The 24972-nt window shown below is 60.5% G+C and carries 25 protein-coding genes; 16 read left to right on the top strand and 9 right to left on the bottom strand.

Features of this window, described 5'->3' with window-relative positions; genetic code table 11:
* The first annotated feature begins 28 nt into the window (after window positions 1-28).
* The 8 genes from MF4836_RS19860 to MF4836_RS19825 all read left to right on the top strand — a co-directional run bounded on the left by MF4836_RS19860 (window position 29) and on the right by MF4836_RS19825 (window position 8602).
* Window positions 29-769, top strand: a complete 741-nt coding sequence (locus tag MF4836_RS19860; protein WP_078471683.1) for a class I SAM-dependent methyltransferase — start codon at window positions 29-31, stop codon at window positions 767-769.
* 145 nt (window positions 770-914) lie between these two features.
* A complete protein-coding gene (locus MF4836_RS19855) occupies window positions 915-1880 on the top strand; it encodes a GNAT family N-acetyltransferase (protein ID WP_078471682.1) in 966 nt (321 codons plus the stop codon).
* 2 nt (window positions 1881-1882) lie between these two features.
* Window positions 1883-3277, top strand: coding sequence for a polysaccharide deacetylase family protein (locus tag MF4836_RS19850; RefSeq protein WP_078471681.1), 1395 nt, complete (start codon window positions 1883-1885; stop codon window positions 3275-3277).
* A 48-nt stretch (window positions 3278-3325) separates the two neighbouring features.
* On the top strand, window positions 3326-4237 hold the full coding sequence (locus MF4836_RS19845; protein WP_078471680.1) for a glycosyltransferase family 2 protein: 912 nt from the start codon (window positions 3326-3328) through the stop codon (window positions 4235-4237).
* Entirely contained in the window at window positions 4234-4977 is a 744-nt protein-coding gene (locus tag MF4836_RS19840) for a glycosyltransferase (protein WP_078471679.1), read from the top strand. Before MF4836_RS19845 ends, MF4836_RS19840 begins: the two co-directional genes overlap by 4 nt.
* Window positions 4978-5023: 46 nt before the next feature.
* Window positions 5024-6037: a UDP-glucose 4-epimerase GalE gene (gene galE, locus MF4836_RS19835; RefSeq protein ID WP_078471678.1), complete on the top strand. Its 1014-nt coding sequence runs from the start codon at window positions 5024-5026 to the stop codon at window positions 6035-6037.
* 6 nt (window positions 6038-6043) lie between these two features.
* A complete protein-coding gene (locus tag MF4836_RS19830; RefSeq protein WP_078471677.1) occupies window positions 6044-7174 on the top strand; it encodes a glycosyltransferase family 4 protein in 1131 nt (376 codons plus the stop codon).
* Window positions 7175-7369: 195 nt separating this feature from the next.
* Complete coding sequence (locus MF4836_RS19825; RefSeq protein WP_078471676.1) at window positions 7370-8602, top strand: TIGR03862 family flavoprotein; 1233 nt, start codon at window positions 7370-7372, stop codon at window positions 8600-8602.
* A gap of 51 nt (window positions 8603-8653) precedes the next feature.
* On the opposite strand, the gene MF4836_RS19820 is transcribed toward MF4836_RS19825, so the two are convergent.
* Complete coding sequence (locus MF4836_RS19820; protein ID WP_078471675.1) at window positions 8654-9982, bottom strand: DEAD/DEAH box helicase; 1329 nt, start codon at window positions 9980-9982, stop codon at window positions 8654-8656.
* Between the two features lie 222 nt (window positions 9983-10204).
* On the opposite strand from MF4836_RS19820, the gene MF4836_RS19815 reads away from it, so the two are divergent.
* Window positions 10205-10663: a hypothetical protein gene (locus tag MF4836_RS19815; protein ID WP_078471674.1), complete on the top strand. Its 459-nt coding sequence runs from the start codon at window positions 10205-10207 to the stop codon at window positions 10661-10663.
* A gap of 131 nt (window positions 10664-10794) precedes the next feature.
* Here MF4836_RS19815 and yedA read toward each other — a convergent pair whose 3' ends face one another.
* Complete coding sequence (gene yedA / locus MF4836_RS19810) at window positions 10795-11706, bottom strand: drug/metabolite exporter YedA (RefSeq protein WP_078471673.1); 912 nt, start codon at window positions 11704-11706, stop codon at window positions 10795-10797.
* Window positions 11707-11866: 160 nt separating this feature from the next.
* Between yedA and MF4836_RS19805 the strand changes: the two genes are divergently transcribed.
* On the top strand, window positions 11867-12319 hold the full coding sequence (locus tag MF4836_RS19805; protein ID WP_020296929.1) for an Lrp/AsnC family transcriptional regulator: 453 nt from the start codon (window positions 11867-11869) through the stop codon (window positions 12317-12319).
* 33 nt (window positions 12320-12352) lie between these two features.
* On the opposite strand, the gene MF4836_RS19800 is transcribed toward MF4836_RS19805, so the two are convergent.
* The 3 genes from MF4836_RS19800 to MF4836_RS19790 all read right to left on the bottom strand — a co-directional run bounded on the left by MF4836_RS19800 (window position 12353) and on the right by MF4836_RS19790 (window position 14397).
* Window positions 12353-12964, bottom strand: coding sequence for a 3'-5' exonuclease (locus tag MF4836_RS19800; protein ID WP_078471672.1), 612 nt, complete (start codon window positions 12962-12964; stop codon window positions 12353-12355).
* A 27-nt stretch (window positions 12965-12991) separates the two neighbouring features.
* On the bottom strand, window positions 12992-13471 hold the full coding sequence (locus MF4836_RS19795) for an NYN domain-containing protein (protein WP_020296927.1): 480 nt from the start codon (window positions 13469-13471) through the stop codon (window positions 12992-12994).
* Between the two features lie 149 nt (window positions 13472-13620).
* Window positions 13621-14397 (bottom strand): DUF2076 domain-containing protein, encoded by a 777-nt coding sequence (locus MF4836_RS19790; RefSeq protein WP_078471671.1) that lies wholly within the window; start codon window positions 14395-14397, stop codon window positions 13621-13623.
* 203 nt (window positions 14398-14600) lie between these two features.
* Between MF4836_RS19790 and MF4836_RS19785 the strand changes: the two genes are divergently transcribed.
* Both MF4836_RS19785 and MF4836_RS19780 read left to right on the top strand, forming a co-directional pair.
* Window positions 14601-15263, top strand: coding sequence for a YciC family protein (locus tag MF4836_RS19785; RefSeq protein WP_078471670.1), 663 nt, complete (start codon window positions 14601-14603; stop codon window positions 15261-15263).
* A gap of 88 nt (window positions 15264-15351) precedes the next feature.
* Window positions 15352-16431 (top strand): endonuclease/exonuclease/phosphatase family protein, encoded by a 1080-nt coding sequence (locus tag MF4836_RS19780; RefSeq protein ID WP_078471669.1) that lies wholly within the window; start codon window positions 15352-15354, stop codon window positions 16429-16431.
* 19 nt (window positions 16432-16450) lie between these two features.
* On the opposite strand, the gene hrpB is transcribed toward MF4836_RS19780, so the two are convergent.
* Window positions 16451-18982, bottom strand: a complete 2532-nt coding sequence (gene hrpB / locus MF4836_RS19775; RefSeq protein WP_078471668.1) for an ATP-dependent helicase HrpB — start codon at window positions 18980-18982, stop codon at window positions 16451-16453.
* A 119-nt stretch (window positions 18983-19101) separates the two neighbouring features.
* Here hrpB and MF4836_RS19770 point away from each other — a divergent pair, with 119 nt between their 5' ends.
* Together MF4836_RS19770 and MF4836_RS19765 are read left to right on the top strand one after the other, a co-directional pair.
* Window positions 19102-19521: a hypothetical protein gene (locus MF4836_RS19770; protein WP_020295310.1), complete on the top strand. Its 420-nt coding sequence runs from the start codon at window positions 19102-19104 to the stop codon at window positions 19519-19521.
* Between the two features lie 27 nt (window positions 19522-19548).
* Window positions 19549-20445 carry a cation diffusion facilitator family transporter gene (locus MF4836_RS19765; RefSeq protein WP_078471667.1) on the top strand — a complete coding sequence of 299 codons (897 nt, stop codon included), beginning with the start codon at window positions 19549-19551 and terminating at the stop codon, window positions 20443-20445.
* On the opposite strand, the gene MF4836_RS19760 is transcribed toward MF4836_RS19765, so the two are convergent.
* Complete coding sequence (locus MF4836_RS19760) at window positions 20439-21557, bottom strand: DUF6515 family protein (RefSeq protein ID WP_078471666.1); 1119 nt, start codon at window positions 21555-21557, stop codon at window positions 20439-20441. The genes MF4836_RS19765 and MF4836_RS19760 overlap by 7 nt on opposite strands.
* A gap of 413 nt (window positions 21558-21970) precedes the next feature.
* Between MF4836_RS19760 and MF4836_RS19755 the strand changes: the two genes are divergently transcribed.
* Window positions 21971-22450: an Lrp/AsnC family transcriptional regulator gene (locus tag MF4836_RS19755; protein ID WP_078471665.1), complete on the top strand. Its 480-nt coding sequence runs from the start codon at window positions 21971-21973 to the stop codon at window positions 22448-22450.
* Between the two features lie 120 nt (window positions 22451-22570).
* Entirely contained in the window at window positions 22571-22780 is a 210-nt protein-coding gene (locus MF4836_RS19750) for a DUF2788 domain-containing protein (protein ID WP_020295306.1), read from the top strand.
* On the opposite strand, the gene MF4836_RS19745 is transcribed toward MF4836_RS19750, so the two are convergent.
* A complete protein-coding gene (locus MF4836_RS19745; protein ID WP_161955757.1) occupies window positions 22775-23341 on the bottom strand; it encodes a pseudouridine synthase in 567 nt (188 codons plus the stop codon). The two genes, MF4836_RS19750 and MF4836_RS19745, sit on opposite strands and share 6 nt — an antisense overlap.
* Before the next feature lie 149 nt (window positions 23342-23490).
* Window positions 23491-24963, bottom strand: a complete 1473-nt coding sequence (gene amn / locus MF4836_RS19740; RefSeq protein ID WP_161955752.1) for an AMP nucleosidase — start codon at window positions 24961-24963, stop codon at window positions 23491-23493.
* Window positions 24964-24972 lie beyond the last annotated feature (9 nt).

Below are 24972 nucleotides of genomic sequence, written 5' to 3'. Positions count from 1 at the left end.
CATGCTCAATTTTTAGTGGCTAACTACTATGAACAACCCCAAAGACTATTGGCAAGACAAAACCAATAGCGGACATCGCTTCTCCAGCACCGAATACTTCAGGAAGAAGGCACTTGAATGTGCGCAGGTCATGGAGGAGTTCGGTTCCACAGGCGAAATCATCGACCTGGGCTGCGGCGCAGGAGAGTTGCTGGAGCAACTCATACCCTTGGCAAGAATTTCCAAGGGAATTGATTACTCCCCCTCCATGATCGAATCTGCCAAGCAGCGCCTCAAGGACATCGATATCGATCTGGATGTGGCTGACATCTTCGAGATCCTTCCCCAGTCCAGCTTCCCAACCTGGACCACGACCGAAGCCTTGAACCAGTACTTGAACCCAACAGAAATGGCTAGGGTCATCGGACTCTTTGCACGCAATGAACAGGCTCATGCTTTCTACTTGTTCGACTGCGTGGATCCGATCCGCTACATGACACTGGGCATGGGATCCTACTACTCGACACAACCAGAATCTGCGCTGAATGGGCTGACAGCTCGAACCAAGTCGATTGCCAGAGACCTGATATCCTGCGCGAAACTGGCCAGCTTCAGGTTAGGCCGGCAACAGTGGATCAAGTGGAAAGACCAAGGTATGGGATTCGCCTACACCCCTTACTTCTGGTTCGAGACATGCAAGAAGCTGAACCTTGAAATAAACTTCATCAGTTCAAAGTACTATGAGTACCGTTATCACGCAATCATACGTAAACTCCCGGACAAGAGCTGATAGTAGAGCGCAAAACTTTTAACTGAGCAAATTCGCTCTTCACTCCACGTCAAAAAGCATTGAAATATACCGTATCGAGGCAAGTACTTTAAAAAGCAAATCAAATGTACTTTCCACAACTAAATTCAAACTGATGGCTTTCTGTATGCAGCAAAAAAAGAAACTCTACAGGGATGCTTGCATAGCAGAAAAAACAATCCCTATATTCAGTCAGGCCTGGTGGCTCGATGCTACGGCGGGCGCAGAAAACTGGGATGTAGCTGTCGTTGAAAAAGGCGGCAAGCTCATGGCTGCCTTGCCTTACCTGACTAAAAGGCAGCGCTGGTCCACGTTGCTGACCCAACCTTCTCTGACTCAGTTCCTCGGCCCATGGCTGCGGGAGAGTAATGCGAAATATGCGAAGGCTCTGGGGCAGCAAAAGGACCTGATGGAAGCTTTGATCGATCAGCTTCCCAAGTTCGATCAGTACAGCCAGAACTGGCATTACCAACAACAGAACTGGCTGCCCTTCTTCTGGCGAGGGTTCAAACAGACCACACGCTACACCTACGTCCTGCCTGAACTGACGAATGAGGAAGCGCTGTGGCAAGAGGTCCAAGCCAACATTCGAACCGACATACGCAAAGCCAGCGACCGCTTCAATGTACGAGTTCGCGACGACCTCGGCATCAAGGACTTTCTGGCCCTCAATCGCCTGGTCTTCACTCGTCAGGGGATGCCGCTTCCCTATTCCGAGAGTTTTGTCGAAAACCTCGACAAAGCATGTGTTGCACACAGCTCACGCAAGATATTCATCGCAGAAGACCCGCAGGGGCAACGGCATGCTGCTGTCTATTTGATTTGGGACGAAAACAGCGCCTACTACCTGATGGGCGGCGGCGATCCTGAACTACGCAACAGCGGAGCCACCAGCCTGTGCATGTGGGAAGCGATCAAGTTCGCCTCGACCGTGACTAAGCGCTTCGACTTTGAGGGTTCGATGATAGAACCGGTTGAACGCTTTTTCAGAGCCTTCGGTGCAATACAGACGCCCTATTTCGCGGTGACAAAAACACCCTCCAGAATGATTAGAACAGTACAATTCCTCAAAGAACTGAAAGTAGGGAAGTAACGATGCAAAGTGCATGGCCGAACCAATCCATTTTCAGCTGGCTCCAACAGGTTCTGGCTGAACGTTTTGGCCATACCTTTTCTATCAGTTCTACTGAGTCCGACACACTCTGGCTGAGCTATCAGGAAAGCCCCGTACAGATACTACTGTCGATTGACCCTATCAGCTTCAATAAAGCCAATTCAGATTTGCCTTTCACAACATGGGATGCAACTGGAGATGGGTGGGCCTCACTCCTGGACCGCCCGTTACCCGCGCCAGGGGCCAGTACTCTATCGTCGCCATTGATCGAGCCCATACAAAACGGCTACCGCATCAACTATGACATCCTCGGGCTGACTTACTGGATGCTCTCACGCCTGGAGGAAACCAATCGCACGAACTTGGATACCCACCAGCGTTTTGCGGCAACTTCTTCCCACGCCTTCAAGCACGGTTATCTTGAGCGCCCCGTGGTAGATGAGTGGCTGGGCATTCTTGGGCAAGTCATACAAAAAGCCTGGCCCAATTTACAGCTCAAGCAGCAGCAGTCCGGCATGAAAGTCTCCCATGACGTCGATATGCCTAGTCAGTATGGATTTCGCTCGCCAGTAGGCATTGCTCGAGGGATGGTGGCGGACGCACTGAAACGCCGAAACTTCAAAGGGGTGTTTCTGGCACCCTGGATACGCTTCAATAGCCAGACGTCACTGCATCCCGCCGACCCTGCAAATACTTTCAACTGGATCATGGATGTGTCGGAGCGCTATGGACTGGTCAGTGCTTTCTACTTCATCTGCGGCAGAACTGATCGCGCTAAAGACGCCGACTATGAACCGGAGCATCCAGCTATTCGAGCCTTGATGCACGATATCCACAGGCGCGGCCACGAGATAGGCCTACACCCCAGCTATAACTCTTTTCAGAATCCGCAACAGATTCAAGCCGAGGCTCAGCGCCTGAGAAGAACATGTGAGGAAGAGAATATCCGGCAAACCGTCTGGGGTGGCCGAATGCACTATCTGCGATGGGAGCATCCCACTACAATGCGCGCCTGGGACGCAGCGGGTCTAACTTACGACAGCACCCTGGGTTACGCTGACTACGTCGGTTTTCGTTGCGGAACCTGCCACGAGTACCCGGCTTATGATCTAGTCGAAGGCAAACAGTTGAATTTGCGTATACGCCCATTGATTGCCATGGAGTCAACCGTCACGGCGCCACACTATATGGGCTTGGGCGTAGGCGAAGCGGCGTTGAAAAAGTTTCAAGACCTGAAAGAGACCTGTCTTGCGGTAGGTGGATGCTTCACCCTGCTGTGGCATAACTCACAGTTCGACAGTGAAGCAGAACGAGAGTTATACAAGGCTGTCGTTAGTTATAAACAAACGCCACTACCTTGCCAAAGCAACTCTTAAAATCAAAATCGATTCACTTCGAAGTACACCGTTAGATTGAGGGCTCACATGCATCTGGTTTCATATTTAATCCCCTTGTACAACAAGGAGGAGTATATAGTCGAAGCAATTGAGTCAGTCTTGAAGGAAGCCAGCGAAGATCTGGACGTTGAAGTCTGCCTCGTCGATGACGGTTCGACCGATTCCTCACTGTCTGTGGTGCACTCGCGATTTGCTGAAAACCCAAAGATCAAGATACATGCATTCTCGCAAAACAAGGGCAAGAATGCGGCCTTCAACAGTGCCTTTGAAATGGCTGAAGGCGATTTCATCTGCCTGCTCGGCGCAGACGACTTTTTAGTTCCAGGAAGGACCAGAAGGCTCTTGGATGAAGCCCTGGCGACCGAAAAGTCGGTTTACGGCGGCCTGTTCCGCTATGACAACGACGCTAAGGCCGTTATCGGAACAGCATTACCTGCCCAGCCCAACTACTTGAAAAACCTATTAGGAAGCAGCCTATCCGGAGGCTGTGCCATGCTGTGGAAAACAGACGCCAAGAGCATCTTCCCACTGCCTGAACATATCAAGTTTGAAGATTGGTGGATCTCCTTCTTCCTGCTTAAAGACAACAGGGTCGCCGTGGTCACTGAACCGGTTCTGTACTACAGGCTACATGCGGGAAATGACTGCGGGACGGTTGTTCCCACGCAGGACTCTGTTGCCAGAGACTACGCGCGGCATTATGACTTTTTCTCGGCCATAAAACCTTACATCAAGGGGTTCTGGCCAAATGCCTACTTCAGGAAGTCCATTGCCTTGAGGGATGCCTTCTTTGGCAGGGGAAAACTGAAATATTTCTTTTACTTTCCGATAGATGCTGCATGGCTGAAAACCGTGTCCTTCATGGTTTTTGGTACATCTTTCGTCTATCGGGTAAAAAGCCGGATGGATCGTCGACGTAACACGGCGGTGGACCAATGATCAGTGTTGTTATGGGCGTCAGCAGATTCGACGAGTTTGTTCCTTTGGCCGTCGACAGTGTTCTCTCTCAGACATTTTCCGATTTCGAGCTGATCATCGTCGCCAATGGCCCCTCTAGTGATGAGGTTGAATCCTGCCTCAGCGAGCTCTACAGCAGTGAACCGCGCTTGCGAGTGATCAAGAGCAGGATCCCACAATTGGCCTGCGCGCTGAACATCGGGCTCGACGCAGCCAAGTTCGACTATGTTGCGAGAATGGATGCGGATGATGTCTGCTGGCCCGATCGCCTGGAAAAACAGTTTGCCTACATGCAAGCCAACAATCTGGACTTCGTAGGCTGCGACCTAAGGCTCATTGATCCCAAAGGTGCCGTACTGGGGACCAGGATTTACCCCAAGGGCGCCCGGATAGACAAGATGCTCCGGTATAAAAACTGCTTTGCGCATAACACCATCATTTATCGAAAAGAGTTGATTATCAAAGCCGGCGGATATAACGCTGGCTTCAACTCTGAAGACTATGACCTGTGGCTAAGACTCAAGCGGTTTGGCGTCAAGTGGGCAAACATGGATGAAGTGCTACTTGATTACAGAATACACAGCGGTGCCTCACAAAGAAAACTGCTGGGATATGCCGAAGCGACAGGGTTGGCTGCGCGGGAATTCGTCTTGAATAAAAGCATTAAAAACCTATTGGCGGTGCTGTATCATTTTTCAAAGTCAATCATCAGGTCCAGATAATACTGCGATCGCACTGTCAGCATTCACTTGAAGTAGGATCAAAACTATGCGGTTCTTAATAACTGGCGGCGCAGGTTATATTGGTTCACACACCTTGCTGGAGTTGCTCCAGGCCGGCCACCAAGCCGTGGTCCTGGACAACTTGTGCAACAGCTCCATGTCATCGCTACAGCGCGTGCAGCAAATAACCGGAGGTACACCGGTATTTATCCAGGGCGATGTTTGCGATCGGGCCACCCTTGACCGCATTTTTGCCGAACATGAGATTGACGTGGTGTTGCACTTTGCTGGCCTGAAAGCCGTCGGAGAAAGTGTAAAACAGCCGTTGTCCTACTATCAGAACAACCTCAGTGGCAGCATCACCCTGTGCCAGGCCATGGCAGCCGCAGGTGTATACCGCCTGGTGTTCAGTTCTTCCGCCACCGTGTACGGCGATCCGGTGCAGATACCGATTGTCGAGAGCTGCCCACTGGGAACACCCACCAACCCCTATGGCTGTTCCAAGTTAATGGTGGAAAAAGTCTTGCAGGACATGGCGACCGCCGATCCACGCTGGTCAGTTGCGCTGCTGCGTTACTTCAATCCGGTGGGCGCGCATCATAGTGGCCTGCTAGGCGAGGACCCAAATGGCCCGCCGGAGAACCTGTTGCCCTACATCAGCCGTGTCGCCGTGGGAAAACTCGAAGGGCTCTCCATCTATGGCAACGACTATCCGACGCACGATGGCACCGGTGTTCGGGATTACATCCATGTCGTTGATCTTGCCAAAGGGCATCTAGCCGCCGTGGACTACATTTCCCAACACTCCGGCATAAACGCCTGGAACCTGGGGACGGGTGTGGGTTACTCAGTACTGGAGATGATCCGGGCATTCGAAGCGGCCTCTGGCTGCAGCATTCCCTACACCCTCTCCCCCCGTCGGCAGGGCGACATTGCGCAATGCTGGTCAGATCCGTCCAAGGCACTTCACGATCTGGGCTGGAAGGCAGAACTCGGTTTGAAAGAGATGATGGAAGATACGTGGCGCTGGCAGTCGAACAATCCAGATGGATACAGGTAGTTTTAAATGAAGATTGCGCTGGTCGGAACGACTGCTGCGTGCGTTTACGGATTTCGTGCAGATCTGATCAAGGCCCTGGTTGCTGCCGGCCATGAAGTCTATGCATTGGCATTGGATTACGACGAAAAGAGCCGGGAAAAGGTCCAGAAACTTGGAGCCCTTACTGTCGACTACAGCTTCAGCCGCACTGGCTTGAACCCGTTTTCCGATATTGCCAACACCCTCAAACTGGCAAAGATCCTCAAGCAGATAAAACCGGAACTGGTGTTCTCCTATTTTTCCAAGCCGGTGATATTCGGGACCTTTGCCGCAGTGCTGGCTGGCGTCAAACGCCGGGTCGGCATGCTTGAGGGGCTAGGGTATGTCTTTACCGACACACCCTCTGGAACCGGCTACAAACTGAGGGTACTAAGGCAAGTCCAGGCACTTCTTTATCGCCTGTCTTTTCCCTTTCTCGAGAGGATTATTTTCCTCAACCCGGATGATCCGGTCGACCTGATAGACAAGTACCGCATCACTGTAAAAAGAGTTGATGTGCTGGGCGCCATAGGCCTGAATCTTCAAGACTACCCCTACTCTCCCACCGTCGCTAAAGCACCCATTTCCTTTCTGTTTATCGGCAGGTTGCTTGCGGAAAAAGGCGTGAACGAATATGTGGCAGCGGCTCGACTGGTAAAGGAGCGCTACCCGCAGACTCGGTTCGTGATGCTGGGCGGGCTGGACGAAGAAAACCCCGGCGGCCTATCGGCGGCGACGCTCAAACAACTGGTCGAAGATGGGCTGGTGGTACACCCAGGACATGTCTCCAATGTCGTGGACTGGATTATCGAATCCGACGTGTTCGTCTTGCCGTCCTACTATCGAGAAGGTGTTCCTCGAAGTACGCAAGAGGCGATGGCCGTGGGGAGAGCCGTAATCACGACAGATGGGCCAGGCTGCCGTGAAACGGTGGTCGATGGCGTAAATGGCTTTCTAGTGCCACGTTGGTCGGCGCAAAAGCTCGCAGAAAAGATGCTCTTCATCATCGAGCACCCCGAACGCCTGGAAAAAATGGGCCAGGAAAGCTATCGCATGGCCCAGGAAAAGTTCGATGCGCAAGAGGTCAATCAGCGACTGTTGAACCTGTTGAATATCTGATGATGAATCCGACGGCATGCACTCCATGCCAATGGCCGGCAACTTATCCAGAGGAAGCTGCTCCGACGCAGCCAGCCTGAATGATCTGCACGGCCCGTCGGCCATCAGCAGAACTGCGGTGACGGCACCTCAAGATAGGTGACTGCTCCCTAGCATTGCTTACAATATCCCTCCCCCCATTTTCTAGGCTTATTGATGCCCTCCTCCCCTCCTTCCCACGTCGCGATTATCGGCGGTGGCCCCGCCGGCCTGATGGCCGCCGAGGTACTGAGCCAGGCCGGGGTTCGGGTCGACCTGTACGACGGCATGCCATCGGTGGGCCGAAAATTCCTCCTGGCTGGGGTCGGTGGCATGAACATCACCCACTCCGAAGCCTATCCGGCCTTCCTTTCCCGCTACGCCGAGCGGGCGCCGCACATCGCCCCGTTGCTGCGGGAATTTGGCGCCGAGGCGCTGTGCCAGTGGATTCATGAGCTGGGTATCCAGACCTTTGTCGGCAGTTCCGGCCGGGTCTTCCCCACCGACATGAAGGCCGCGCCGCTGTTGCGTGCCTGGCTCAAGCGCCTGCGCGATGCCGGTGTAGTTATCCACACCCGCCACCGCTGGCTGGGCTGGAATGCCGATAACAGCCTGCGAATCCATAACCCGGAAGGCGAAATCGCAGTACAGGCCGACGCCGTGCTGCTGGCCCTGGGCGGCGGCAGTTGGGCCCGGCTGGGATCGGACGGTGCCTGGCTGCCGTTGCTGGAACAGCGCGGCATCCCGCTGGCGCCGCTGGAGCCCAGCAACTGCGGGTTTGACGTGGCGGGCTGGAGCCCCTTGCTGCGCGAGAAATTCGCCGGCGCGCCGCTGAAAAACGTGGCCATCGGCCTCAACGACGATAAACCGCGACTGGGTGAATGCGTGATCACCGCCAGTGGCATCGAAGGCAGCCTGATCTATGCCTTGTCGGCACCGATTCGCCGGGCTATCCAGCAGCAAGGCGTGGCCACCGTGCATATCGACTTGCTACCGGGCAAGGCTGCGGACAAAGTCCTGGCAGCGCTGAGCAAGCCACGGGGTTCGCGCTCCATGGCCAAGCACCTGCACAGCCAGTTGGGCATCGATGGACTCAAGGCCGCCCTGCTGCGCGAACTGACCGATGCCCAATGCTTCGCCGATCCAGCCTCGCTGGCCCAGGCCATCAAGGCCTTGCCCCTGAATCTGGTAAAAACCCGCCCGCTGGACGAAGCCATCAGCAGTGCTGGCGGCGTGCCCTTTGAAGCGCTGGATGAACGACTGATGCTCAAGGCCCTGCCGGGGGTGTTCTGCGCCGGCGAAATGCTCGACTGGGAAGCCCCCACCGGCGGCTACCTGCTCACCGCCTGCTTTGCCGGCGGGAGAGCCGCAGGAATGGGCATCAAGGGCTGGCTAAACGACAAGACCTAAGCCGCAAGCTTCAAAACTTGCAGCTTGCCCCTAGAAGCTTGCCGCTGCCCCTCAAGGCTTCCTTTTGCGCGGCCCCGTGTTGAAGACCGGCACTTTACGCACCGGTTTTACTGCAGGGGCTTCGGCCACTTCACCGCTTTCCACCCACTTGCCGAGGTTGCGCTTGCCACCGGAGGTCTTGGGTTTTTTCGGCTTTTTCGGCTTTTTCACCACTTGGCCGCTGGCGTCGGTTTCCGGCACCCGGTGCTCGGGCACAAAATCCGGCTCGTCATGGCGCTTGAGGGTCTGGCGAGTCAGGGTCTCGATCGCCGACAGCAGGTTCACCTCATCGGCGCACACCAGGGAGATCGCCTCGCCGGTGGCACCGGCACGCCCGGTACGGCCAATGCGGTGGATATAGTCTTCGGCGACGATCGGCAAATCGAAGTTGACTACCAGCGGCAGGTCTTCGATGTCGAGGCCGCGGGCGGCGACGTCGGTGGCCACCAGGATCTGCGTCTCGCTGGCCTTGAACCGATCCAGCGCACGCTGGCGGGTGGCCTGGGGTTTGTCGCCGTGAATACCATCGGCGTTGACGCCCATGCCCTGAAGTTTTTCCACCAGGGCATCGACCCCGTTACGGGTCTTGGCGAACACCAGCACCTGCTTCCACTTGCCTTTGCGCATCAGGTGCACAAACAGTTCCGGTTTGCGCTTCTTGTCCACCGTCACCACCCATTGCTTGACCGTGTTGGCAGCAACGTTGCGCGGGCTGACTTCGATGCTCAGCGGGTCGTTGAGCATCTGCCCGGCCAGCAGGCGGATTTCGTCGGAGAAGGTGGCGGAAAACAGCAGGGTCTGACGCTTTTTCGGCAGCACGCGGTAGATGTTCGACAGCTCTTCCGAGAAGCCCAGGTCGAGCATCCGGTCGGCTTCGTCCAGCACCAGGGTTTGCAGTTGGTTGAACTTCAGCGCGTTCTGGCGGAACAGATCAAGCAACCGACCCGGGGTGGCGACCAGCAGGTCGACGCCCTTGCGCAGCTTCATCATCTGCGGGTTGATGCTGACGCCGCCGTACACCGCGTAGGTGCTCAGGGGCAGGTTTTCGGCGTATTGGCGCACGCTTTCGTGCACTTGTTCGGCCAGCTCGCGGGTGGGCACCAGGATCAGCGCGCGGACTGAGTTGGCGGTGACTTTTGGCCCTTCCATGGCCAACAGTTGCAACAGCGGCACGGCAAAACCGGCGGTCTTGCCAGTGCCGGTCTGGGCGGCTGCCATCAGGTCGCGACCGGCCAGTACGGCTGGAATAGCTTGCGCCTGCACCGGGGTCGGGGTCTGGTAGCCAAGCGTTTCGAGAGCACGCAGCAAGGGTTCGATCAGGCCAAGAGTGGCGAATGTCATGGGGGTACCGTAGGAAAAATGTCAGCACAGGGTGCAATGCGCGGCAGTTTACCCTAATTCAGGGGCGTTCTCCTGAGTCGAAACCCAGGCACGGCGGACAATCGCCGAGGTGGACGCTCGGCCGCCAGCCGAGCAGAATTGCCCTGCGCGGGCGGATCGATGCGCCCTGGTGCCCGTCCTATCGCGCCCCCAATGCCTTGCACCTCAGGAGCCACTGCCCCCATGGACAACGAAAACCCCTTCCAGGCCCCCGCGGCCGAACTGCTCGCCGACAAGACCCCCGCCCACAATCAGCGCCTCTACAGTGTGGCCGCCGTCGGCCTGGGCACCTTCTTCGGCACCTCGGTGGCGGGCGCCTACTTTATCGTCCAGAACCTCAAGGCACTGGGCCGTGAGTCCGAGGCCAACACCGTCTGGGCAATCGGCATCGGACTTTTTGTCGCCATGACCCTGGCCGGGTTTTTCCTGCCGGATAACATCCCCGCCGTGGTCTTCGTCCTGCCGCCTCTGTTTGCGATGAACGCTTATGCGCGTCAACTGTTCGGGCCGCTGTTGCTGGGGCACAAGGCGAGCAACGGTCCGTTCTACTCGCTATGGCGCGTCGCGGGTATCGGCCTGCTGTTTTCAGCGGCGGTGGTGGGCCTGATGGTCGCCGTGCTGATGCTGACGGGCTATGCCTGACCCCTGCGCGCTGAAAACCACAACGCCGGGCAATGCCCGGCGTTTTTTATGGGGCCCGGCATCAGCACGGGCACGGGCACGAACACCGGCCAAGTCCAGCTGTCGCCAACCCTCACAAACGGCGGCCTGCTTCAGGTCGCGGTCTGCTCTTCCACCACCGGCTTGGGCCGGCGCCACTGCGGCAGGCCGATCAGCACCACGGCGCTGATGATCACCACCATCGCCAGGGCCTCCTCGGTGCCGATGGTCTCGCCGACAAACACGATCCCCAACAGCACGGCCACGGCCGGGTTGACGTAGGCGTAGCTGGTGGCCGCGGCCGGGCGCACGTGCTTGAGCAGGTACATATAGGCGTTGAAAGCGATGATCGAGCCAAAACCCACCAGGTAGGCCAGGGCGAGCCAGCCTTCCAGTGGCGGCACGCTCTCCAGCTGTTCGCCGCTCAGGGCACTGCCGATCAGCAACACCACGCCACCCACCAGCATCTCTGCGGCACTGGCCATGGCGCCCTGGGGCAGCGGCAAGTGCTTGCTCCATACCGAACCAAAGGCCCAGGCGGCGGCTGCGAACACCAACAGGCCCGCACCCAGTGGGCTGGCTTGCAGGTTGGAACCGAGGTTGAGCATGCCGATGCCGATCAGGCCAAGGACGATGCCGGCCCATTCCAGCCGCGTATTACGCGCGCCCCAGAAATAACCGCAGAGCAAGGTGAACAGCGGCACGGTGGCCACCGCCAGCGCCGCCACACCCGAGGCCACGCCGGTGTGTTCGGCCACGCTGACCGCGCCGTTGCCGCAGCTGAGCAGCAGAATGCCGATCATCCCCGCCGCCTTCCACTGCGCCCAGGTAGGTGCCGGCACGCCGCGCCAGCGCAGGAAGCCATACATCAGGCTGCCGGCCAGCACAAACCGAATCCCGGCCAACAACAGCGGCGGCCAGTATTCGATGCCGATGCGAATCACCAGGTAGGTCGAACCCCAGATCACATACAAGGCAAAAAAGGCGGCAATCAACGGCAAGGGAAAACGGCGAAGGCCAGGCATAAGCAGCTCGGTAGGCAGGCAATGGGAACGCTATTTTAGAAAGCCGGAGCAGGGAAATTAAGTTACAAAACCTGTTTATAAGGCCCGTACACTTTCCAAAATAGGGAGATTGCGGCTATAAGCCATGCTTTCGAAAGCCCGGGCCTTTGGGAGCCTTATCATGGACAAATATGACCGCATGCTCCTCGCTGCACTGATCGAAAACGGCCGGGCGACCTATGCCGAATTGGCGCGCAAGGTGAATCTGTCAGCCCCCGCCGTGGCCGAGCGCGTGGCCAAGCTTGAGTCCAGCGGAGTGATCACCGGTTATCAGGCCAACGTCGACATGGCCAAGCTCGGGCTGCCGATCCAGTGCGTGATCGAACTGCGCCTGGCCCAGCACGGCAACCAGAAGGCCTATGACGAACTGGCCCGGATCCCGCAGTTGACCGAGTGCTACCGGGTCACCGGCGACCCCTGCATGATCATGCGCGCCGCCGTGGCGTCGATGCCGGAGCTGGAAGACCTGATCAATCGGGTGGCGCAGTTCGGCTCCAGCAAGACTTCGATCGTGCTCTCCAGCGCCATCGAACGGCGGGTGCCCCTGGGCCAGTTGGAACACAACGGCAAGTAAGCGAGTTTCACTGACGGCGCCGAACGAACAGCCCTAGAACCCGCGATGGCGCTTGAGGTGGTCGGGAATTTTCGCCGCCGGGACTTTCTGCAATGTGCACAGGAAGTCATGGGACAGCTCGCGCAGGCCGTGGGTGCGGCGCAGTTCCTCGGCCAGGTGCGTGGTGAGGTTGGCCGCCATCTCGGCATCGGCCATGGCCCGGTGAGCCTGGCCGGTATGGGGCAGGCCGGCAAACTGGGTCAGGGTCCCGAGCTTGTGGTTGGGCGCCGCCGGCATCAGGCGCCGCGCCAGCAACAGGGAACAGGCGAAGTTCTGCAAGCGGGTGCGCTTGATCCGTCCCAGCTCGAAATCCCAGAACTTCTGGTCAAAGGCGGCGTTGTGCGCCAGCAACGGCGTGGTGCCGACGAACTCGTTGACCTCGTTCATCACCTGCTCCGCCGAAGGCGCGGTGCGCAGCATGGCGTTGCTGATGCCGGTCAGTTGCTCGATAAAACCCGGCACCCGCACGCCGGCATTCATCAGGCTCTGGTAACGCTCGACGATGCGCCCCTGCTGCAGGATCACCACGGCAATTTCCGTGGCCCGGCAACTGCTGCTCGGGGAGATCCCGGTGGTTTCAAAGTCGATGACTGCAATGCGTTCCAAACCTGTCCAGCTCCGTACAAAAAATAATCAGTTCTTCAGCAGCAACGCGCCTTCGATCGGCACGTAGCGCGAGGCGGCGCGAATCAGCGAATTGGCGGTGAGCCCCGGCACGCCATAGGCGACGGCCTGGACCCCATGCTTGTGGATGATGCGTTCGAGCAGCATGTCGAAGTCACCATCGCCGGAGGCCAGCACCACCTCATCGACGTGAGCCGCGGCGTCCATGATGTCGATGGTGATGCCCACGTCCCAGTCGCCCTTGGCCGAGCCGTCGCTGCGCTGGATATAGGGTTTGAGTTTTACCGTGAAGCCCAGGTTGCGCAGGATCTGCTGGAACTGCTGCTGCTTGCTGTCACCGCGATCGATGGCATAGGCATAGGCTTCGACGATCTGCCCCTGTTTGCTGATATCAGCCCACAGGGCGGCGTAGTTGAAGTGGCAACCATAGGCCTGGCGCACGGTGTAATAGAGGTTCTGGACGTCGGCGAACACAGCGATTTTTTTCACCGCTAATCCTCATGGCGCTGGAGCGCGCAGGCTGGATCGGGACTCAAACCCCGAAAAGTCGCCCAGTATGCCAGCCATGGGGAATGTTCCGCGAATAATCGGTCCGGGGGGCCGTGCCTCCCGGACCGAGCGCAGATCAGGCGAAGGGATCAGACGAAGGAATCGTCGTCAGAGAACGAACTGTCGTCGCTGCCGTAATCGGCATCGTCCAGGCCGCCCTGGTCATTGCTGCCCCAGGAGTCGTTATTGGCCAGGCGCTGGTCGTCATTGCCCCAGCCACTGCCGCTATCGCTGACCGGAGCCGGCTCTTCCTTGATCACTTCCACCACTTCCTGGGGTTGCTGGTTGCTGTGGAACAGGCTGCTGATGCCTTGCGCCAGCATCACACCACCCGCCACCCCGGCTGCGGTTTTCAACGCCCCACCGAGAAACCCGCTGCCCGCCGGTGCGGCTGGCTGCCCGTAGTTTTGCGGCGGCGCCGCATAATTTTGCGGTGCCGCACCAAAATTCTGCTGCGGCTGGGCATTGAAGGACGGCCGCGCCGGTTCACGCCAGCCACCGCTGGACGCCGGCGCAGCACTTTGCGTCGGGGCTGGCTGCGCGTCGCGGGAGCCGCCAAAGATGCTCGACAGGAATCCCCCACCGGTGCTCGGCGCCGGGGCGGCGGCCTGGGCCCTGGCTTGCTGCAGTTCGTTTTGCAATTGCTGGATTTGCTGGGTCAGCTGCTTGTTCTGCTCATCAAGGCTCTTGAGTGCGGCCTCCTGCACCAGAATCGCCTGGGTCATGAAATAGCCCGCGGCGGGCTGGCGGGTCAGATGCTCCTTGATCCGCGCCTCGGCCTGGGCGTCGCGTGGGGCTGAATCCGTTTCGGCTTGCTGCAACCGTGAAAACAGTCCATCGATCAGGGCTTGCTCTTCGCTGTTCATGGCGACCTCTTTAGATTGCCGGTAGAAAACTGGCCCTTGTCCGTTGTGGATAAAGGGTTTGACCAGGAAACGGGCTGATGCCCGGATCAGTAATGGGGCTGTTGCCCGGGCTTTCAATAGGCTTTACCGAACGTTTACGTTTGCTTGCCCGGGGCCCGCATCGGTTAAAGTGGCAAACCGCTCTGCCACTGCGATACCAACCGATGAATCCGTTAGACGTGCTCCGCGACTCCTTGTTCTTCTTCCGGCGCAACCTGGGACAGATCGTGCCCTTGTGCCTGCCGTTGGTGGTACTCGAAGCGCTGTTGCAGCAAGTCGTCGATAACGCCCTGGGCCCCGATGCCTTCCCCGGCTACAGCGTGCTGGTGGGGCTGCTGGTCTACCCGCTGTACACCGGCGCCCTGATTCTGTTTCTCGATGCCCGCAGCCGTGGCGAATCACCTCGCACCCGTGACCTGCTGGCCATGTCCCTGACGCTGTGGCCGCGCTTTGCCCTGCTGACCGCCACCAGCACCCTGCTGATTCTGCTCGGGCTGTCGATGTACTTCCTGCCCGGGCTGTGCGTGATGGTGATGCTGGCATTCGCCGAATACCTGCTGGTGCTCAAGGGCCTGCAACCGCTGGCGGCGATCAAGGAAAGCCTGCGCCTGACCCGTGGTCATTTCCTGCGCATCCTGGTGTGCATCCTCTGTGTGATGACCCCGTTGTGGCTGCTCAAGGGCGCCAGCAGTGCGGCCTACCCGGACCCGCAGAACGCCTTCCTGGGGTTGGTGATCGACAGCGCCTACAGCTTCCTGCAGTTGTTCACCAGCGTGGTGCTGTTCCGCCTGTTCATGCTGATCAGCGATCTGCCCGACAAACGCTGAAACCGACACCGGCCGCTCTGCCCCTTGGGCCGCGGCCCTGCTCTCGGTTATGCTCGCGCTCAATCCTGCAACGCCATAAGCCGAGCCGATGACCCGTCTACTTCGCTTCACCCTGCTGGGCCTGCTCCTGCTGGCCGGACTGTTTGCAAGCCTGGTCTACAGCCTGACGTGGCGCCCGGATGCCAAGGAGTCGCTGCCCGTCAGTTGCGCGGCCAAGGCCCCGATCCTGATGCCCGGCCAGGCGCTGAAGGTGATGACCTGGAACGTCCAGTACCTGGCCGGCAAGCGCTATGTGTTCTGGAATGACCAGGCCCAGGGCCCGGATGAAAGCCCCACCACCGAGGACATGGCCTTCAGCCTCGACGAGGTGGCACGGGTTATCCGCGACGAGCAACCCGACATCGTCTTGCTGCAGGAACTGGACAACGGCGCCAAGGCCAGCGCTTACCAGAACCAGCTCAAGCTGTTGCAGGAACGGGTCACCGACCTCTACCCCTGCAGCACCCAGGCCTACGACTGGAAGGCCGACTTCATTCCCTCACCGCATATTTTCGGCAGCGTCGGCCGGCAACTGGCCACCCTGAGCCGCTACCAGATCGAGCACGCCGAACGCCTGCAACTGCCGATCGCCTCCGCCAATCTGCTGAGCCGTCAGTACCAGCCCAGGAACGCCCTGCTGGTGAGCTACCTGCCCCTGACCGACGGCGGGCAGATGGCCATTCTCAACACCCACCTGGAACGGGCGAAACAAGCCGACGAGACCTTGCCCAACCAGGTCACGGCCATCGCCAAGGTGCTCGACATGTTCGAAGGGCGCGGCACGCCCTGGCTGATCGGTGGCGACTTCAACCTGCTGCCCCTGGGCCAGTACCAGCGCCTGGCGCCGGAACAGCGCGCGCCCTACGCCGCCGACAGCGCGCTGCACCTGCTGTGGGACAAATATCCGATGGTGCCGACCAATACCCAGGCCGGCGGCATTGACCGCGAAAACTGGCTGACCCACTACCCCAACGACCCGAGCCTCAGCGGCCCTGACCGCACGGTCGACTACCTGTTCTACAGCCCGCGCATCAAGCGGGTCGAGGCCCGGGTCAGGCAGGACGACACCTTGCGCATCTCCGACCATTTACCGGTGATCGCCCGCTTCCTGCTGCCTGCCGCGCAATAACCCGCGTTTATTGACCGGGCTACTTGCGCGGCTTGGCCCGCGCGGTCGCTTCGGCCACCAGCGGGTCGTCCGGCCAATAGTGTTTCGGGTAGCGGCCCTTCAAGTCTTTTTTCACTTCGGCGTAGGTGCTGCGCCAGAAGTTGGCCAGGTCCTGGGTTACCTGTACCGGACGCCGGGCCGGCGATAACAGGTGCAGCTTGACCACCTGTCGGCCACCGGCGATGCGCGGGGTCTCGGCCAAGCCGAACAGCTCTTGCAGGCGCACCGCGAGAATCGGCGGCTGCTCGCTGTAGTCCAGGCGAATCGACGAACCCGAGGGCACGCTCAAATGCTGCGGCGCCAGCTCGTCGAGGCGTTGCGGCAGCGGCCAGGGCAACTGATTGCGGACGATGCTCGACAGGTCCAGTTGGGCGAAATGACTGAGCCGCGAGACTTTGCCCAGGTACGGCAGCAACCAGTGCTCCAGGCCCTTGAGCAAAGCGCCGTCACTGACATCGGGCCACTCGCTGTCTGACTTGGCGGCAAGGTCCAGTTGCCGCAGCAAGGCCACTCGTGCCTGCCACTGGCGCAACTCCGGGGTCCAGGGCAACAGCTCCAGCCCCTTGCGCCGCACCAGGTTGACCAGCGCCTGGCTGCGCGCCGCCTCGTCCAGCCCGGTCAGGGGTTCGCGACTGAGCACCAGTTCGCCAACCTTGCGCTGGCGCTCGGCTCGCAGCACACCTTCGCGCTCGTCCCAGTCCAGTTGATCGACGGTGCGAACCTGCTCGGCCAAGACCGAATCGAACAGTGCCGGATCGAAATCGGTCGCCAGGTAAATCCGCTCCTCGCGCTGCCCCTGGCGGCTGCCCAGATCGGCAATCACCAGCCAGGCTTGCTTCATCAGGCTGTCGGCCTCGCTGAACAGCGCCGCACGCCCGTTGGCCAGGCGATACTCAGCCCCCCCGGGACGCCGCTGCTGAGCCACGCGATCCGGATAGGCCAGGGCCAGCAAAGCCCCCAGCCAGCGCGGATGCTCGGGGTCCGGCACCGCGGCGCTGGCGTTGCCCCGCAGGTAGCCGCGGTACTGTCGCGCCAATTGCCGTGCCCGCTGCACCCCACCCTGGGCACCGCGCGCCGCGCGGGCTTCGCCCGACAACAACACCAGGCGGCTGTGCAAGTCGGCACCGGCACCGCGCAGGATGTCCCGTTCGCCAAGCAGCGCGGCCACATCGCAGGCCATGTCCGCCAGCCCCAGGGCCTGGCCGCGCAGCAGCAAATGGGCGATGCGTGGATGGGCCGGCAATTGCGCCATGGCCTGGCCGTGGCGCGATAACGTAGCCTCTTCACCGGCCTTGGCTTCCAGGGCACCGAGGCGCTCCAGCAAGTCCCGGGCCTGGGTGTAAGCCGCAGTGGGCGGCCCATCCAGCCACACCAATTGCCCCGGAGCGACGCCCCAGCGGGCCAGTTGCAGAGCCAGCCCGGCCAGATCCGCCTGGAGGATTTCCGCACTGGCATAGGCCGCCAGTTGCTCATGCTGATCCTCGGACCACAGGCGATAACACACCCCGGGCTCCAGGCGCCCCGCACGGCCGGCACGTTGTGTGGCGCTGGCGCGAGAGATGCGCTGGGTATCGAGACGGGTCATGCCGCTGCCCGGGTCGAAGCGCGGCACCCGCGCCAGCCCGGCATCGATTACCACGCGCACGCCGTCGATGGTCAGGCTGGTTTCCGCGATGTTGGTGGCCAGCACCACTTTGCGCTGGCCGGCCGGCGCCGGGTCGATGGCCGCACGCTGGGCTGCAAGATCCAGCTCGCCGTGCAGTGGGCACAGCAGGATCTCGCGACAGTCCCCCAGGGCCTCGGCCAGTTGCTGATGTACCCGGCGGATCTCTGCCTGCCCCGGCAGGAACACCAGCAGGCTGCCGGGCTCATCGTTGAGGGCCTCAAGAACGGTCTGCACCACCCGTGGCTCGATAAACTCGCCAGGCTGATAAGGCCGCCCCCAACGCTGGGTCACCGGGAACATGCGCCCTTCGCTGCGCAGGATCGGCGCATCGTCGAGCAGCTGCGACAGGCGCTCGCCTTCCAGGGTGGCCGACATCAGCAGGATCTTCAGCGGTTGCTCATCACGAAACAGCTCGCGGCCATTCAGGCTCAGGGCCAGGGCCAGGTCGGCGTCGAGGCTGCGCTCGTGGTACTCATCGAAAATCAGCAAACCCACGCCATCCAGCGCCGGGTCGTCCTGCAGGCGGCGGGTCAGAATGCCTTCGGTGACCACTTCGATACGGGTGTTGGGGCCGACCTTGCTGTCCAGGCGGATGCGGTAGCCCACGGTTTCACCGACTTTCTCCCCCAGCTCGCTGGCCAGGCGCTCGGCCGCCGCGCGGGCTGCCAGGCGCCGTGGTTCGAGCATCAGGATGGTCTGTCCGGCCAGCCACGCTTCATTCAACAGGGCTAAAGGCACGCGGGTGGTCTTGCCGGCACCCGGCGGTGCTTCGAGCACCGCCTCATTGCGTGTCGCCAGGGCGGCGCGCAGTGCAGGCAAAACTTCATCAATTGGCAAAGAATTCATGCTGGCTCCAAAACAGAGGCGCGAGTATAACGGCGAACTGCCTGGCGTTAATCACGGTCTGAACTCAAACCGACAACGCTTCACCCCCTTTGGCTTCACGCTTTGCTCAGGAGATTTCCATGCGTATTCCCTTCCGTTTGATTGGCGGTGTGCTGGTCGCCACCCTGCTGACCCAGGTCACCGCCTGCGGCTCGATTTTCTTCCCGGATCGACGCGGCCAGATCGAAGGCAAGATCGACCCCCTGGTGGCCGTGCTCGATGCCGTGGGGCTGCTGTTTTACGTGATCCCCGGGTTGATCGCCTTCGGCGTCGACTTCGCCACCGGCGCCATCTACCTGGAGCCCGGAAAAACCGCGCAGATCGCCCCGGAAAAACTCCAGCAAGCCATAGGCGCCGACGGCAAAGTCGATAACCGCAAACTGCAGGCGATTCTCGAAAGCGAACTGGGCGGCAGCTTTCCGCTGGATGATCCGCGCCTGATCCAGCACAAAGGCAGCGTGCAACAGTTGGCGCTGTACGGCCTGCAACCTGCGGCCTGAAGCGGCCTCTGAAGGAATTCGCCTCGTATGAGCACTAGTCCGGAACACGCGCGCCTGCTGCGCCTGGCCACCCGCGCATCATTGGCGGTGGCCAGCATCCTGATCGTGGCCAAGGCCGTCGCCTGGTGGCTCAGCGGCTCGGTGAGCCTGCTGGCGGGCCTGACCGATTCGTTGCTCGACGGTGCGGCGTCCTTCCTCAATCTGCTGGCGGTGCATTACGCCCTGCGCCCGGCCGATGACGATCACCGGTATGGCCACGGCAAGGCCGAGTCGCTGTCAGGCATGGCCCAGGCGGTGTTCGTCGCCGCCAGTGCGGTGCTGATTGCGATCCAGGCCATCGAACGCCTGAAAAACCCCGAGCCGCTGGGCGCGCCCTGGGTCGGTATCGGCGTGATGCTGCTGTCCCTGGCCCTGACCGTGGCCTTGCTGATGGTACAGAGCCGGGTCATCCGCGAAACCGGCTCCACGGCGGTACGGGCCGACTCCCTGCATTACCGTTCGGACTTGCTGCTCAACGCCAGCATCCTGGTGGCCCTGATGCTCGCCAGTTTCGGCTGGCACCAGCTGGACGCCTGGTTTGGCCTGGCGATCGCCGTCTACATCCTGTGGAGTGCGCTGCAGATAGCCCGCGAGAGCGTGGCCGTGCTGATGGACGAAGAATTGCCGCCGGATGTCAGCCAGCACATGCTGGAACTGGCCTGCGCCGTTCCAGGGGTGCTGGGTGCCCATGACTTGCGCACGCGGATCTCCGGCAGTCACTGGTTCGTGCAATTGCACCTGGAACTGCCGGGGGACTTGAGCTTGTCAGTGGCCCATGGCATCAGCGACCAGGCCGCCGATGCGATCCATGCCGCCTACCCGAGGGCCGAAGTGCTGGTGCACGCCGACCCACAGGAAGTGGTGCTGGCTGCCAGGGGTCAGTAAGTCACCTGATAACCGCGTGAGCTCAGGCAACTGCCCTGGGCCTGGCGGTAGGTCTGCACCACTTCGGGCGCAGGCGGATAGGTGGCCACTGCCGGATCGAAACCACTTTGCTGCACGGCCCAGCGATAGCAGTCGTAACGGTCCTGATCGATCTGCTGCGGCGATTGCCCGCTGACCGGGTAAGCCACCACGTCATAACCATTGCCCGCCTGTTGCGGCGGCGGGCTGGCCACCGGCGGCTGCACCACCACGTAGTCCTGGGTGTTGGCTTCGTAGGTGTAGTAGGCGCCCGCCGCGAGAAAGAACAGCGCGCTGCCGATCCAGACTTCCCGGGCGTAATCCGGCAGATAACCCACGCGAATGCCATAGGGCGGCGTCACCACGACGTAGCGCGGGCCTTGCGGGCGATACCAATAGCCACCGGAGAAGAAGTAGTCCTGGCCCCGATAAGGCACGCGGTAATTGCGATCCGGAAAACGGTCGATCACATACCCCGGGCGATACTGCGGGCCCGGCCCCCAACCGTTGCCATGCCCATCCGGGCGCCCCGGCCAGCGATGATCGTCGGCATGTCCGCCGCCCGGACGCGAGCCCGGCCCGCCCGCCTGCCAGTGCTGGTTGTAATCGTTGCGTCGAGGCGTGTCCTGGTAGTAGCCGCGCTGCGGCTCCTGGGTCTGGCGCACGGTGTCGGGACGCCCCTGGATCGGCAGGTTGTTCTGCGGGCGGGTTGCCGGCTGCACGGCAGGCTGCTGCACCGGACGGCCCTGGCCGTTTGGATCGTGCTGGGGACGGTTCTGCCATTGTCCACTCGGGTTCTGGCTTCCCGGGTTCTGGCCGTTATGTTCGAACTGGCGGCTGTTATCGCCGCGAATGATCTCATTCTGCGGCCGGGGCTGATTATTCTGAGGACGGTTCTGGTTGTTCTCCGGACGCGGCTGGGCGGGTGCCGGGCGCGCCTCTGGCGCATGTTCGCGCTGGCCGCCGCCATTGCCACCACCGGCGCCATGCTGAGGACGTTGTTGCGCCTCATCCCGCTCGTCGGCCAGCGACTGCGCGCTGACACTGATACACAGCAAACCAACACCTGCCAAACGCCAGATGCGCGACTTCATGCTATTCCTCACTGCGGATTAGGGCCTATAGATAAGACTGGAAAAGCACAGGCCGGTTCTGCGACAGGTTATCAGTCACGAGACTTATTTAGGGGCAATAAAAAAGGGGGACCCGTCGGTCCCCCCTTGAGATTTTCGTCCGTGCTCGGCGCTTGTGGCCCCGGCTCACCTCACTCCGTCTTCTGGACAGTGTGTAGCCCGGGGGCCGACTCAACCCTGTGGGGGTGGCGACCGCGGCTGGCCTGATTCGGCGGGCCGCACTGGACTCTATGTCCGGGCAGTGATTCTGGTGTTAAGAATAGGCCTGGAGCGTCGACACAGGATTGCGAAGATTGCTCAAATAAACATAGCTTGCGCAATTTTTAACTCAGGATAGATAATCTGGCGCAATAGTTATGACAAAGGCCTGTTCCATGAGCAAACTCGACCGTTACGACCTGAGCATTTTGGCTGAATTGCAACGCGACGCCCGCATCTCCAACCAGGAGCTGGCCGAGCGTATTGGCCTGTCACCCTCGCCCTGCTCGCGCCGGGTCAAGCAATTGGAGGACGACGGCTACATCTCGCGCCAGGTCGCCCTGCTCGATCGCAAGATGCTCGGCCTGAGCCTGACCGCCTACGTGCTGATCGGCATGGACCGGCACACCCCCGAGCGCTTCGAGAACTTTGAAGCGGCAATCCGCAGCCTGCCTCAGGTCCTGGAATGCAGCCTGGTGACCGGCATGGACGCCGACTACCAGCTCAAGGTCGTGGTGCCCGACATGGACCACTATCAGAAACTGCTGCTGGGCCACCTGACCCGCATCGAAGGCGTCACCAGCGTGCGTTCGAGCTTCGTCCTCAACCAGGTACTCAACAGCACCGAACTGCCACTTACCCACCTGCGCGGCTGATTACGCCGCGCCAGCGAGCCTGCCTGTGGCGACGTAACGCACGCAGATCAATGCCCTGCCCATACCCCTTGGCGTATACTCGGCCGGCCTTTTTTGCCCTGCCTGCGCTGGAGATGTTCGATGGATCCTGCAGTTTTCGAAGAATGGATGATGACGGTCCTGGTCAGCATCCTGATCATTTTCATGGCGTTTATCGTCTGGGATCTGGCGAAGAAGTCCAAGGCCGGGCGCTTCGGCTCGTTCATCCTGTTCTTCGTCCTGGGCCTGGGCGTGGCCGCCTTCATTATCAAGAGCGTGGTCATCGGCCTCATCGAGTCCGGGGTTCTATAAACGCGCCGGGACTTCCTTCCACTGCCCCTGATCCAGCCCGTCCAACGTCCAGTCGCCAATCCTGACCCGCACCAGGCGCAGGGTCGGCAGGCCAACCGCAGCGGTCATGCGCCGGACCTGACGGTTGCGCCCCTCGCGAATCACCAACTCCAGCCAACTGGTGGGCACGCTCTTGCGAAAGCGCACCGGCGGATTGCGCGGCCACAGCTCGGGCTCATCAAGGGCTCGGGCCTCGGCGGGCAGGGTTGGGCCGTCATTTAGCTGCACCCCATCGCGCAGTTGCTGCAATTGCTCGGCGCTGGGCACGCCCTCGACTTGCACCCAATAGGTCTTGGCCAACTTGTGCCTGGGGTCGGCGATGCGCGCCTGAAGCTGGCCATCGTTGGTCAGCAGCAACAGGCCCTCGCTGTCACGGTCCAGGCGACCGGCCGGGTAGACGCCCGGTACGGCGATGAAATCCTTGAGGGTCGCTCGCCCTTGCTCATCATTGAATTGGGTCAGCACATCGAAGGGTTTGTTGAACAGAATCAGTTTCGGCTCGGTCGGCGGCGCCTTGGTGATACGGCGCGGCGCCTGGCCGGAAGACGGGCTGTTGCTGCCAGGACGGCGGGAAACGGGACGAGGGGGACGGGGCATGGTGAAAAGGACATTCAGCGATCAGGACCGACAATGCTAGTGGCCTGATCGCCAAATGACCATTCAATAAACACTCAGCGGAATGGCGGCTCGTCGAAGCTGCGCAGTTTGCGCGAGTGCAGCGAGTTGAGGTCGGTGCGCAGCAGGTCCACCGCTGCGATGCCGATCTTCAGGTGCTGGCTGACCGCTCGCTCATAAAAAGCGTTGGCCGAACCCGGCAGTTTGATTTCGCTGTGCAGCGGTTTGTCCGAGACACAGAGCAAGGTGCCGTACGGCACTCGCAGGCGATAGCCCTGAGCGGCGATGGTGCCGCTTTCCATGTCCACGGCCACGGCCCGGGACAGGTTGATCAGCGGTCGTTCCTGAGCCCAGCGCAACTCCCAGTTGCGGTCGTCGTAGGTCAGCACGGTGCCGGTGCGCAGGCGTTTTTTCAGGTCGTCTCCCTTCTCCCCGGTGACATTGGCCGCGGCTTGCTGCAAGGCCATCTGCACTTCGGCCAGGGCCGGAATCGGAATATTGGGCGGCACCACCCGGTCCAGAATCCCATCGCGGCGCATATAGGCGTGAGCCAGCACATAGTCACCAATGGTCTGCGACTGCCGCAGGCCACCGCAGTGGCCGATCATCAGCCAGCAATGCGGACGCAGTACCGCCAGGTGATCGGTGATGTTCTTGGCGTTGGACGGGCCGACGCCGATATTCACCAGGGTCACGCCATGGCCATCGGAGGCCTGCAGGTGATAGGCCGGCATCTGGTAGCGGTGCCAGACCACCCCGGCGGCAATCGCCGAGGCTTCGCCGTGGTCCATGGTTTTTTCGATGACCACGTTGCCCGGCAACACCATGCGTACAAAACGCGGATCGCTGCGCAGTTGCTCCAGGCCGTGGGTAATGAACTGGTCGACGTAACGGTGGTAGTTGGTCAGCAGGATCCAGGGCTGCACGTGGCGCCAGTCGCTGCCGGTGTAATGCACCAGGCGCCGCAGGGAAAAGTCCACCCGTGCGGCGTCGAACAGCGCCAGGGGCAAGGGGTCGGTGTTTTCCCAGTCATACAGGCCGTCGGCAATGCCGTCGGTGGCGGCGGACAGGTCGGTGCTGGGGAAAACCCGCGCCAGTACGGCGGCGGTCACGCCGGAGCCGGCCAGCTCATCGCCCTGTTCGACCACATAGGGATACGGAATATTCTGCTCGCTGACGCCCACTTCCACGGTCACGGTGAAGTCGTGCATCAACGGCACCAGTTGCTCCAGCAGGTACTTACGGAACGCCGCCGGATGGGTGACCGTGACACTGTAGGTGCCCGGCAGCTGGACCTTGGCATAGGCCCGGGTGGTTTGTGGGACTTCGCCCTGGCAGAGGTAGGTCAAACGTAATTCGGGGTAGCGAAACTGCGCCCGTTGCTCGGCGGTGGGTTCGACGCGATCCTTGAGATAGCGCTTGAGCGCCTGGCTCAAGGCGGAGGTGGCCCGCTCATGCAGTTGAGCAAGCCGATCCACGGCTTGCTCGGCGGTTTGAACGACAATAAAAGCTTCGGTCACGATAAGCATCCTGTGTTC

The sequence above is a fragment of the Pseudomonas sp. MF4836 genome, assembly GCF_002018875.1.
In the GTDB taxonomy this organism is placed as follows: domain Bacteria; phylum Pseudomonadota; class Gammaproteobacteria; order Pseudomonadales; family Pseudomonadaceae; genus Aquipseudomonas.
The sequence above is the reverse complement of the archived record's forward strand: the minus strand, read 5'-3'. Positions and strand labels throughout refer to the sequence as shown.

What these genes read in the sequence shown, in the direction of transcription:
- MF4836_RS19860 (WP_078471683.1), top strand. Translation starts at nt 29, where the DNA reads ATGAACAACCCCAAAGACTATTGGCAAGACAAAACCAATAGCGGACAT.
- MF4836_RS19855 (WP_078471682.1), top strand. Translation starts at nt 915, where the DNA reads ATGCAGCAAAAAAAGAAACTCTACAGGGATGCTTGCATAGCAGAAAAA.
- MF4836_RS19850 (WP_078471681.1), top strand. Translation starts at nt 1,883, where the DNA reads ATGCAAAGTGCATGGCCGAACCAATCCATTTTCAGCTGGCTCCAACAG.
- MF4836_RS19845 (WP_078471680.1), top strand. Translation starts at nt 3,326, where the DNA reads ATGCATCTGGTTTCATATTTAATCCCCTTGTACAACAAGGAGGAGTAT.
- MF4836_RS19840 (WP_078471679.1), top strand. Translation starts at nt 4,234, where the DNA reads ATGATCAGTGTTGTTATGGGCGTCAGCAGATTCGACGAGTTTGTTCCT.
- galE (WP_078471678.1), top strand. Translation starts at nt 5,024, where the DNA reads ATGCGGTTCTTAATAACTGGCGGCGCAGGTTATATTGGTTCACACACC.
- MF4836_RS19830 (WP_078471677.1), top strand. Translation starts at nt 6,044, where the DNA reads ATGAAGATTGCGCTGGTCGGAACGACTGCTGCGTGCGTTTACGGATTT.
- MF4836_RS19825 (WP_078471676.1), top strand. Translation starts at nt 7,370, where the DNA reads ATGCCCTCCTCCCCTCCTTCCCACGTCGCGATTATCGGCGGTGGCCCC.
- MF4836_RS19820 (WP_078471675.1), bottom strand. Translation starts at nt 9,982, where the DNA reads ATGACATTCGCCACTCTTGGCCTGATCGAACCCTTGCTGCGTGCTCTC.
- MF4836_RS19815 (WP_078471674.1), top strand. Translation starts at nt 10,205, where the DNA reads ATGGACAACGAAAACCCCTTCCAGGCCCCCGCGGCCGAACTGCTCGCC.
- yedA (WP_078471673.1), bottom strand. Translation starts at nt 11,706, where the DNA reads ATGCCTGGCCTTCGCCGTTTTCCCTTGCCGTTGATTGCCGCCTTTTTT.
- MF4836_RS19805 (WP_020296929.1), top strand. Translation starts at nt 11,867, where the DNA reads ATGGACAAATATGACCGCATGCTCCTCGCTGCACTGATCGAAAACGGC.
- MF4836_RS19790 (WP_078471671.1), bottom strand. Translation starts at nt 14,397, where the DNA reads ATGAACAGCGAAGAGCAAGCCCTGATCGATGGACTGTTTTCACGGTTG.
- MF4836_RS19785 (WP_078471670.1), top strand. Translation starts at nt 14,601, where the DNA reads ATGAATCCGTTAGACGTGCTCCGCGACTCCTTGTTCTTCTTCCGGCGC.
- MF4836_RS19780 (WP_078471669.1), top strand. Translation starts at nt 15,352, where the DNA reads ATGACCCGTCTACTTCGCTTCACCCTGCTGGGCCTGCTCCTGCTGGCC.
- hrpB (WP_078471668.1), bottom strand. Translation starts at nt 18,982, where the DNA reads ATGAATTCTTTGCCAATTGATGAAGTTTTGCCTGCACTGCGCGCCGCC.
- MF4836_RS19770 (WP_020295310.1), top strand. Translation starts at nt 19,102, where the DNA reads ATGCGTATTCCCTTCCGTTTGATTGGCGGTGTGCTGGTCGCCACCCTG.
- MF4836_RS19765 (WP_078471667.1), top strand. Translation starts at nt 19,549, where the DNA reads ATGAGCACTAGTCCGGAACACGCGCGCCTGCTGCGCCTGGCCACCCGC.
- MF4836_RS19760 (WP_078471666.1), bottom strand. Translation starts at nt 21,557, where the DNA reads ATGAAGTCGCGCATCTGGCGTTTGGCAGGTGTTGGTTTGCTGTGTATC.
- MF4836_RS19755 (WP_078471665.1), top strand. Translation starts at nt 21,971, where the DNA reads ATGAGCAAACTCGACCGTTACGACCTGAGCATTTTGGCTGAATTGCAA.
- MF4836_RS19750 (WP_020295306.1), top strand. Translation starts at nt 22,571, where the DNA reads ATGGATCCTGCAGTTTTCGAAGAATGGATGATGACGGTCCTGGTCAGC.
- amn (WP_161955752.1), bottom strand. Translation starts at nt 24,963, where the DNA reads ATGCTTATCGTGACCGAAGCTTTTATTGTCGTTCAAACCGCCGAGCAA.